The sequence below is a fragment of the Streptomyces sp. NPDC044061 genome, assembly GCF_056434305.1.
Genome location: NZ_JBWKFL010000002.1, coordinates 69,072 through 78,695, shown reverse-complemented (window position 1 = coordinate 78,695; position 9,624 = coordinate 69,072). Strand labels below are relative to the sequence as shown.

The 9,624-nt window shown below is 70.2% G+C and carries 10 protein-coding genes; 7 read left to right on the top strand and 3 right to left on the bottom strand.

Going from position 1 to position 9,624, the window contains the following annotated elements; all coding sequences use genetic code 11:
* Window positions 1-301: 301 nt before the first annotated feature.
* Window positions 302-1,168: a 3-methyl-2-oxobutanoate hydroxymethyltransferase gene (panB, locus tag AC07CM_RS02800; protein WP_478874523.1), complete on the bottom strand. Its 867-nt coding sequence runs from the start codon at window positions 1,166-1,168 to the stop codon at window positions 302-304.
* A gap of 200 nt (window positions 1,169-1,368) precedes the next feature.
* On the opposite strand from panB, the gene AC07CM_RS02795 reads away from it, so the two are divergent.
* The 6 genes from AC07CM_RS02795 to AC07CM_RS02770 all read left to right on the top strand — a co-directional run bounded on the left by AC07CM_RS02795 (window position 1,369) and on the right by AC07CM_RS02770 (window position 8,593).
* Window positions 1,369-2,955, top strand: coding sequence for an MFS transporter (locus tag AC07CM_RS02795; RefSeq protein ID WP_478874522.1), 1,587 nt, complete (start codon window positions 1,369-1,371; stop codon window positions 2,953-2,955).
* Window positions 2,956-3,030: 75 nt separating this feature from the next.
* The gene (locus AC07CM_RS02790) at window positions 3,031-3,660 is read left to right on the top strand and encodes a TetR/AcrR family transcriptional regulator (protein ID WP_478874521.1); all 630 of its coding nucleotides are present in this window, start codon (window positions 3,031-3,033) and stop codon (window positions 3,658-3,660) included.
* A 191-nt stretch (window positions 3,661-3,851) separates the two neighbouring features.
* Window positions 3,852-4,901: an endonuclease/exonuclease/phosphatase family protein gene (locus AC07CM_RS02785; protein ID WP_478874520.1), complete on the top strand. Its 1,050-nt coding sequence runs from the start codon at window positions 3,852-3,854 to the stop codon at window positions 4,899-4,901.
* 92 nt (window positions 4,902-4,993) lie between these two features.
* On the top strand, window positions 4,994-6,208 hold the full coding sequence (locus AC07CM_RS02780; protein ID WP_478874519.1) for an MFS transporter: 1,215 nt from the start codon (window positions 4,994-4,996) through the stop codon (window positions 6,206-6,208).
* A 260-nt stretch (window positions 6,209-6,468) separates the two neighbouring features.
* Window positions 6,469-7,902 (top strand): COG1361 family protein, encoded by a 1,434-nt coding sequence (locus tag AC07CM_RS02775; protein WP_478874518.1) that lies wholly within the window; start codon window positions 6,469-6,471, stop codon window positions 7,900-7,902.
* A gap of 118 nt (window positions 7,903-8,020) precedes the next feature.
* The gene (locus AC07CM_RS02770) at window positions 8,021-8,593 is read left to right on the top strand and encodes a dihydrofolate reductase family protein (RefSeq protein WP_478874517.1); all 573 of its coding nucleotides are present in this window, start codon (window positions 8,021-8,023) and stop codon (window positions 8,591-8,593) included.
* Here AC07CM_RS02770 and AC07CM_RS02765 read toward each other — a convergent pair.
* Together AC07CM_RS02765 and AC07CM_RS02760 are read right to left on the bottom strand one after the other, a co-directional pair.
* On the bottom strand, window positions 8,548-8,949 hold the full coding sequence (locus AC07CM_RS02765) for an ATP-binding protein (RefSeq protein ID WP_478874516.1): 402 nt from the start codon (window positions 8,947-8,949) through the stop codon (window positions 8,548-8,550). The genes AC07CM_RS02770 and AC07CM_RS02765 overlap by 46 nt on opposite strands.
* The gene (locus AC07CM_RS02760) at window positions 8,946-9,170 is read right to left on the bottom strand and encodes a hypothetical protein (protein ID WP_478874515.1); all 225 of its coding nucleotides are present in this window, start codon (window positions 9,168-9,170) and stop codon (window positions 8,946-8,948) included. Before AC07CM_RS02760 ends, AC07CM_RS02765 begins: the two co-directional genes overlap by 4 nt.
* A gap of 132 nt (window positions 9,171-9,302) precedes the next feature.
* On the opposite strand from AC07CM_RS02760, the gene AC07CM_RS02755 reads away from it, so the two are divergent.
* Window positions 9,303-9,624: helix-turn-helix domain-containing protein (locus AC07CM_RS02755; RefSeq protein WP_478874888.1), on the top strand; the 322-nt coding region annotated here is incomplete at its 3' end.

The following is a 9,624-nucleotide window of genomic DNA, read 5'->3' as shown; positions in this document are numbered from 1 at the left end:
TGTCGTCAATCCGCGCCAGGCGAAAAAGGGTGCCAGGTTCTGCCGAAAAACCACCGACACCCCACCGACACCCACCGACAGCCCACCAACAGCGGTCAACACCGGGGGCTCCCCCCCCGGGCCCCCGTTTCTCGGTCTGCTCAACAGGCAGGCACCGCACCTTCTCGGCCGACCGAGTCGGGAAGGGGGTGGGCACAGGCCGGGGTGTGGGGCGGAGCCCCAGGGGCGTGCGGAGCCGCAAAGCGGCAGCCCCGCCGACGGGGGACGGTCAACGGGGCTGCCGGGGTGTTGCCGCAATGGCTCAGTGGACGGAGTGCTCCTCCAGCGGGAACGTCCCGCCGACGACGTCCTCCGCGAACTCCTTCACCGCGTTGCCCATGACCTCACGGAGATTCGCGTACTTCTTGACGAACTTCGGGACCCGGCCGGACGTCAGCCCCAGCATGTCGGTCCACACCAGCACCTGCGCGTCCGTCTCCGGCCCCGCGCCGATACCGACCGTCGGAATGTGCAGCACCCGCGTCACCTCGGCCGCCAGCTCCGCCGGGACCAGCTCCAGCACGACCGCGAACGCGCCCGCGTCCTGCACGGCCTTCGCGTCGCGCAGCAGCTGCTGCGCCGCCTCCTCGCCGCGCCCCTGCACGCGGTAGCCCATCGCGTTGACGGACTGCGGGGTCAGCCCGATGTGCGCCATCACCGGGATGCCGGACTCCACCAGCAGCCGGATCTGCTCGTGCGACCGCTCGCCGCCCTCCAGCTTGACCGCGCCGACCCCGGCCTCCTTCACCAGCCGGGTCGCCGAGCGCAGTGCCTGCACCGGGCCCTCCTGGTAGGAGCCGAAGGGCAGGTCGCCGACGATCAGGGAGCGGGTCGTACCGCGTACGACGGCCGCCGACAGCATGGTCATCTCGTCGAGGGTGACGGGCACGGTGGTCTCGTACCCGAGGTGGCAGTTGCCCGCCGAGTCGCCGACCAGGATCACCGGGATCCCGGCCTCGTCGAAGACGGACGCGGTCATCGCGTCGTAGGCGGTGAGCATGGGCCACTTCTCGCCCCGCTCCTTGGCGAGCGCGATGTCGCGGACGGTGATGCGGCGGGTGCCCTTCCCCCCGTACAGCGCCTTGCTGCCGTCGGAAGGCTGGTTCTGGGCAGCCGAAAGCTGCGTCATGGCAACGGCTCCTTCAGTCATCTCGAGGCGCCCTGACGGCGTCCCCGGATCGTCTCCATGGTGGCACCTCGTGCCAGAGAGGGCCAGAGGGACCCTCTGTGATCCCTTTCGCGTCCGGTCAAACCCGGTTGTGTAAGGCCTGAGTAAAGAAAATAAGATACGAGACGGTTCCGTATCGGAATGGTCGTAGGGTCGAACACATGACAACTTCCGTCCCTGCCTCACGGATACCGGAAGCGGTGCACCGGCGCCGCTGGGCGATCCTGGGCGTGTTGATGCTGAGCCTGCTGATCGTGGTGCTCGACAACTCGATCCTGAACGTCGCCATCAAGACCATCTCCACCCCGGCGCCCACCGGCCTCGGCGCCACCCAGAGCGAGATCGAGTGGGCGATCAACGCCTACACCCTCGTCTTCGCCGGCCTGCTGTTCACCGCCGGTCTCGTCGGTGACCGCCTCGGCCGCAAGAAGGTCCTGCTCGGCGGCCTCCTCGTGTTCGGTATCGGTTCGGCCCTGGCCGCCGAGTCCGGCTCCCCGGACCAGCTGATCGCCTATCGCGCCCTGATGGCCCTCGGTGCCGCCTTCGTGATGCCGGCCACCCTCGCCGTGCTGATGAACGTCTTCGAGCGCGACGAGCAGCCCAAGGCCATCGGCATCTGGGCGGGCGGTGTCGGCCTCGCGATCGCCATCGGCCCGATCACCGGCGGCGCGCTCCTCGACCACTTCTGGTGGGGCTCGGTCTTCCTCATCAACGTGCCGATCGTGCTCGTCGCGCTCGCCCTGATGATGTGGCTGGTGCCCGACTCCCGCGACCCGAGGCCGGGCCGTCTGGACCCGGTCGGCGTGGTCCTGTCCGTCGTCGGCCTGGTCCTGCTCGTCTACGGCATCATCAAGGGCGGCGAGCTGGCCGACTTCACGGACGCCAAGGTGCTGGCGACCATCGTCGCCGGTCTCGTCGTCCTCACCGCCTTCGTGATCTTCGAGAAGCGCAGCGACCACCCGTCCCTGGACGTCACCTACTTCAAGAACAAGGTTTTCTCGGCGGCCATGGCGGCCATCGCGCTGGTGTTCTTCGCGCTGATGGGCGTCACGTTCTTCTCGGTCTTCTACACCCAGAGCGTGCGCGGCTACTCGCCGCTGCAGTCCGGTCTGCTGATGCTGCCGCTGGCCGCCGCGCAGATGATCTTCGCGCCGCGCGCCCGGCTGGTGGTGGACCGCTTCGGCAACAAGGCCACGACCACCGCGGGCCTGGTGCTGATCGCGGCGACGCTGGCCGCGTTCGCCACCTTCGAGGCCGACACGCCGATCTGGCTGCTGGAAGTCATCTTCTTCCTCATGGGCACCGGCATGGCGCACATCATGACGCCGACCTCCGTCGTCATCATGCAGGCCCTGCCCCGCGAGAAGGCCGGTTCCGCCTCCGCGCTCAGCAACACCTTCCGCCAGGTCGGCGGCGCCCTCGGCATCGCCGTCCTCGGCTCGGTGCTCTCCACCGCCTACCGCAACGGCATCGAGGGCAAGCTCGGCCTGCTGCCGCCCGGCCTGCGCGACACGGCCGGCGAGTCCATCGAGGCCACCCTCGGCATCGCCGAGAAGCTCGGCCCGCGCGGTCAGGGCCTGATCACGCCGGCCAACGACGCCTTCCTGCACGCCATGCACATGACCGCCCTGTGCGGTACGGGCGTCGCGTTGATCGGCGCCGTGGTGACGGCCCTGTTCCTGCCGGGCAGGCCGCCGGCCGGTCAGGAGGGAAAGAAGGAACCGGAGTTGGTCGCCGCCACGGACTGAGCTCAGGCGGAACTCCACGGGGGAAGGAGGCTGCTGCGGGACAATCACCGCAACAGAGTGGAAGGACGGAATGACGTGAGCCTTGCCGACAGCCGGCCGCGACCGGACGGGCCCGTGAGGGGCCGACCGCGCAGCGAGGCCGTGGAACGAGCCATCCTCGAGGGCGTGATGAAGCTCCTGGAGGAGGGCGTACCCCTCGCCGAGCTCTCCATCGAGCGCGTCGCGCGCACGGCCGGGGTCGGCAAGGCCACCATCTACCGCCGCTGGAGCGGGAAGGAGGAGCTGTTCGTCGACGTCGTACGCGCCGCCGAACCCCCCGACCCCGAACTCCCCGGCACCTCCCTGCGCGACGACCTCGTCGTGCTGCTGGAGTCCCTGCGCCAACGCGGCCTCGCGAGCCGCTCGTCGGCGATCCTGCACAACGTGTACGCCCAGATGAAGTCCAGCCCCAGGATCTGGGCGGCGTACCACGCCAGCGTCATAGCGCCCCGGCGCGTCCTCGCCCTGGAGGTGCTGCGCCGCGCGCGGCAGAGCGGCGAAATCCGGCCGGACGTGGACCTGGAGCTGGCCAACGACATGTTCGTCGGCCCCATGCTGGTCCGCTCCGTCATGCGCCCCGACGCCGACCTGCCCGAGGGACTGGCGGAGCAGATCGTCGACACGGTCCTGGAAGGCCTACGGCCCGTCAGCTCGACATCCTCGTAGCGCGTATGTGCGCGTTTCGTCACAGACCGCGGCCGTCCCGGGGGTAACCGGAACTCCTGGCCCCGCCTCTTTCGTCCTCGTCTTCCGTACGGCCGTCATGGGACGGCGGGAACGGAGCCGATCATCCCCTAGGGTCGGATGAACACGGGGGGAACGACGGTGTGTGCACGGCGGGCAGTGAGGCAGACGGTATGGCGCAGCAGGCGTACGTGACGGAGACGGACAACGGCGGCTCGGGGCCCGAGCGACCGGGCTCCCGGCTTCGGCGCCTGACGTACCGCCTGCTCGACGGCTGGCGCGGCGATCCGCGCGTCTGGCGCCGGGGCTCCGTCCTCGCCGCCCTCGCGCTGCTGCTCGCGCTGGTGATGCTGCTGCACTCGCGCATCCCCAACCGGGTGGGCAACCTCGGCAGCCTCTCGGAGACCTTCCTGCCCTGGCTGGGGCTGGCCATCCCGGTCCTGCTGGTCCTCGGTGTGCTCCGGAAGTCGGCGACCGCCCTGATCGCGGTCCTGCTGCCGGCGATCGTGTGGCTGAACCTCTTCGGCGGCCTGCTCACCGACAAGTCGGGCGCAGGCGGTGACCTGATGGTGGCCACCCACAACGTGAACGCCGACAACCCCGACCCGGCCGCGACCGCCCAGGACGTCGCCTCCTCCGGAGCCGACCTGCTGGCTCTGGAGGAACTGCCCGCGTCCGCCGTCCCGGTGTACGAGAAGGCGCTCTCCTCCACGTACCCGTACCACGCGGTCGTCGGCACGGTCGGTCTGTGGAGCAAGTATCGGATGACCGGCGTCGAGGCCGTCGACATCAAGCTCGGCTGGAAGCGCGCGATGCGCGCGACCGTCGCCACCCCCAAGGGCCCGGTCGCGGTCTACGTCGCCCACATGCCCTCGGTGCGGGTGAAGGTGGAGGCCGGGTTCACCGCCCGGCAGCGCGACAAGAGCGCCGACGCGCTCGGCGAGGCCATCGCCGACGAGACGCTGAAGCGGGTCGTGCTGCTCGGCGACCTCAACGGCACGATGAACGACCGTTCGCTCAACGCCGTGACCTCCCAGCTGCGTTCCACGCAGGGCGCGGCGGGCAGCGGCTTCGGGTTCAGCTGGCCGGCGTCGTTCCCGATGGCGCGGATCGACCAGATCATGGTCAAGGGCATCGAGCCGGAGAGCTCCTGGACCCTGCCGCGCACCAACAGCGACCACCTGCCGGTGGCCGCCCGTGTGAGGCTCGACACGTCCTCGTAACCGCCTGGAATACTGGGCCTGAGAGACTTTGTTCCGTTGCTGAACATATACTGTACGGAACTCCGCTCTCCCCTGAAAGGCACAGGCCCTTCATGCCTCTGGCCCTGCTCGCCCTGGCCGTCGGCGCTTTCGGTATCGGCACGACCGAGTTCGTGATGATGGGGCTGCTCCCCGACGTCGCGGACGACCTGCACATCTCGATCCCCACCGCCGGGCACCTGGTCTCGGCGTACGCGCTCGGTGTCGTCATCGGCGCCCCGCTGCTGGCGGCGGTGACCTCGCGCATGTCGCGCCGCCACGTCCTGATCGGCCTGATGGCCCTGTTCGTCGCGGGCAACGCGCTCTCCGCGTTCGCCCCCGGCTACGACTCCCTCCTGATCGCCCGCTTCCTCAGCGGTCTGCCGCACGGCGCCTTCTTCGGCGTGGGTGCCGTGGTGGCCACGAACATGGTCGCGCCGGAGCGCAAGGCCCGCTCCGTGTCCCTGATGTTCCTCGGCCTGACCGTCGCCAACATCGCGGGCGTGCCCGTCGCCACGCTGATGGGGCAGCACCTGGGCTGGCGGGCCACCTTCCTCGGCGTCAGCGCGATCGGCCTGGCCGCGATAGCGTCCCTCGCCCTGCTGATCCCGCACGACCACACCCACGCCCCCGCCACCGGCCTGCGCGGCGAGCTGGCGGCGCTGCGGTCGTTGCCGGTGTGGCTGGCCCTGGGCACGACGGTGGCCGGCTTCGGCGCGCTGTTCGCCGCCTACAGCTACATCACCCCGATGCTCACGGACGCGGCGGGCTTCGCCGAGAGCAACGTGACACTGCTGCTGGCTCTGTTCGGCGTCGGCGCGACGGCCGGCAACCTCCTCGGCGGCCGCCTCGCGGACCACTCCCTGCGCGGCACCCTGTTCGGAGGCCTCACCTCCCTGGCGGCCGTCCTGCTCCTCTTCCCCCTCCTGATGCGGGCGGAGTGGAGCGCGGCCCTGGCCGTGGCCCTGCTCGGGATGGCCGCGTTCATCACCGGCTCGCCCCTCCAGCTCATGGTCATGGAGAAGGCCTCCGCGGCCCCCTCCCTGGCATCCTCCGCCAACCAGGCAGCCTTCAACCTGGCGAACGCCGGCGGCGCCTGGATCGGCGGCCTGGCCCTGGCGGCGGGCTTCGGGGTGACGTCGCCCGCGTCGGCGGGGGCGGTGCCGGCGGTGCTCGGCCTGGCCGTGGCGGGGCTGGCGTACGCGGTGGACCGGCGCCGGGAGGTCGCCCGGGTGGGCCGGGTGGTCGTCACCCACGTGCCCGAGCAGCCGGGCGTGCTGCATCACTGACGCTCAAGCGCTGAGCCCTCCTCGGGACCAGGGCCTGTCCGGCGGGATCCGTCGGACAGGCCCTGTCCCTGCTCCGTGCTCTCCGCACGGCGGAGCCATGTGACAGTACGGATGCACGGTCGTGATGTCCTCCTGGCAGGGTGATCACGGTGGACACGTGTGAGGGAGCCAAGTGCCGTTGCAGGGCGGGGCGAAAGGGAGCTGCCGCCCCCACCGGATCACTCCGTGCGGCCGTCGGGCCGATCCTTCTCCTGGCCGCGGTGCTGGCGGGCCTCGTCGGCTGCGCGCCGTCCTCCGAGCCCGAGCTTGTCGTGCCATCGGTCTTCTACGTCTCGCGCGACTCCCACAGCGCCACCCAGTTGCACATCGAGGAGAGGGGGGCCGCCCGCGTCACGGTCACCTTCGACGCCGGCGACCTGAAGGGCGTCGCGATCATCAAAACGGCGATGGATGTCTGTCCTGTCCATCTGCCGGTCTTCCACTGCGAGGGGCAGGACGACGCCTCCCGGGGAGGAATCCGCCAGTACTTCCGTCTGAGTCCCGCGCAGGGCGCCACGGCGGGTGACTCGGCGGTGCTGCGCTATCGGATGACCTCGCCCGGCCGGCCCACCGTCACCGGAAGCTCCCTCATCACGATCGGCAGGCCGGAGTTGGTGGTCGACGCACACCCCGATCGACCCGCCGTCGACCCGGGCGGCAGCCTCGCCGTCTCGCTGACCATACGCAACACCGGCGACGTGCCCGCCCGCGGAGTCGCGCTCTTCATGGACACGCGAGACGGCATCGCGCCGACCGGCAAGCACAGCAACTGCCGTTACCGGGGCAGCACGACGTGGTGCCGCCTGCCGGCCGCCGATGCGGTCATCCCCCCTGGCGCGTCCTACCGCCTCGCCGCGCGGGAAGTCCTCAGGGCCGGCCGTGACGCCACGTACCCCAGCGTCTCGTTCCGGGCCGCCGCCCTCGGCACCGACTACGTGCCCCCGGACGAACTGGCGCGGCAGTACAGACCTGGCGACGGATCCGCGCTCCGCCTGGTACCCGCCGGCCCCCGGGGTGCGGGCACGGAGAACAGAGGCTCGTCCGAACTCAAGGTGTCGGTCCGCAACAAGACCGACTTGGCCGCCGTCGCCGGCACCGCCAGAGGACCGATCGGCAGCCTTGCCACGGTGCGCGTCGGCGTGCGCAACGACGGCCCAGGTGCGCTGCCCGCCCCGGTGCGGATCGAGTTCACGGTGCCGCCGGGCACCACCGTCGTGTCCTCCCCCTACGAATTCGAAAGGGATGAGGAACTGATCGACCAGGACTGCCGCGCGCTCGCCCCGGACGGCACGCCCCTGACCGCTCCGTCCGCGAGACAGCCGGGAGCACGTCGGTACGTGTGTACGGCGAGGGCCGGAGCGGTGGGAGCCACGACGACCTTCCCCTTCACCCTCCGCATCGAGAAGGATGTCGCCCGCCATGGTGGGCGGGTCACCGTCTCCGACGGCCGGGCCGGGCGTCGCAGCCATGACGCCACGACCGCCAATGACACCGCCGAGGTGGCCGTGGCGGTCTGGCCGGGCCCGTCCTGGGCCACTCCCGGCCACTACGTGGCGGCGGCGATCGTCCTCGCGACACTCGTCCTCGCCACGGCCCTGGGCGCATGGCGCCGCAAGCGCTCGCACCGACGCGGCGGGCCCGCCGTCGGCCGATGAGTTTTCCCGTGATCCGCAGTCAGAGACAGTGGTTGGTGCGTTACGGCGACGACGGTGGTCGAAGCGTGTACGGACCGAACTGGCCGAATACCAGACACGAGACACTGAGGAACCACAGATGCGCACCCTGATCAGCACCGCCTTCATCTCGCTCGACGGTGTCGTGGAGGCACCGGGCGGCGAGTCCGGCTACCGAAACGCCGGGTGGACCTTCAAGGACGTCGACTTCCTGCCCGAGGCGTTCGAGATCAAGGGCCGGGAGCAGAAGGAAGCCGCCGCGATGTTGCTGGGCCGGACCAGCTACGAGGCGTTCAGCCCGGTGTGGCCCGCCATGGAGGAGTTCGCCGACTACAGGACGATGCCGAAGTACGTCGTCTCCACCACCCTCGGCGAGGACGCCCTGGTGTCGGACTGGGGCGAGACGACGATCCTCCGCTCGCTCGACGCGGTCGCCGCGCTCAAGGAGACCGAGGGCGGGCCGATCATCATTCACGGCAGTGCCTCCCTGCACCGGGCCCTCTCCGACGCCGGTCTGATCGACCGCTACCACCTGCTCGTGTTCCCGCTGCTGCTCGGTGCGGGCGAGCGGCTGTTCAGCGCCACGGACAAGGACGCGCAGAAGCTGAAGCTCGTCGAGCACGAGGCCTACGCCAACGGTGTGCAGAAGAACGTCTTCGACGTCGTCCGCTGACCGGCCGGGCCGGGTAGTTCGCACCAGACCGTCTTGTGGTCGGGCCCCTGTTCCACGCCCCAGCGCCGGGCGAGGGCGTCGACCAGGGTCAGGCCGCGGCCGGACTCGGCGGTGTCGGTGGCCGACAGCAGGACGGGGAGGGTGCGCGCGTCGGGGTCGGTGACCTCGACGCGGGTGTGGCCGTGAGGTGTGTCCGTGACCCGGACGGTCACCGGGGTGCCGTCGCCGAGGTGGTCGATGACGTTCGTCAGTAACTCCGTGGCGCACAGGAGGACTTCGTAGTCGAGTGCGCGGAGATGGTGGCGCAGTGCCGGTACGGCCCTCGGGGTGGCGAGCAGGTCGAGTTCGAAGGTCATCGCTCGGCCGCCGTCCCGCGGAGGGCGGTGGCGAGCGCCTGGGCCGTGGCCGTGTTGCAGTTCCCGAGCGCCACGAGGCCGGCGGGTTGGGCGTACGTACCGGCGAGGCCCGGCAGGTCTGCGCGCAGGGAGGGCAGCGTGATGCCGTGCAGGGCGAGGGCGGTGCGCAGGTTCTCGACGCAGAGCGTGACGTCGTAAGCGGTGGGGGAGCGGTCGGGCATGGGGGCTACGGCCTTCTGTGCGGTGAGTTACGAACACCTCACAGAGTGTCGCCCAACTCGCTACCGTGGAAGAGGGTTCGCGTCCGCGACGCGAGCAGCGGAAACGGCACGGTGAGTTACGGCGGTGAGCGCGTGGTCCGGCGCAAGGACATCGACGGTTCGATCAGCGTCCCCGACTTCTACGGCAAGGAGTTGAGGTGGAAGCGGGAGGCTGCGGGGCTGTCGCTGGAGCGTCTGGTCGAGGGCAGCTTCTACGGCAAGTCGCACCTCAGCGACATCGAACACGGCAAGCGCCGCATGCCGATGGATCTGGCCCGGCACGTGGATCGGGTGCTGGGTACCGACGGCTACTTCGAACGGCATTGTGAGGATGTGCGGAGGGCGCGGCGAGGGCCGCATGCCGCCTACTTCGAGAAGGCTTTGGAAGCGGAGAAGCACGCCGAGTCGATCGAGT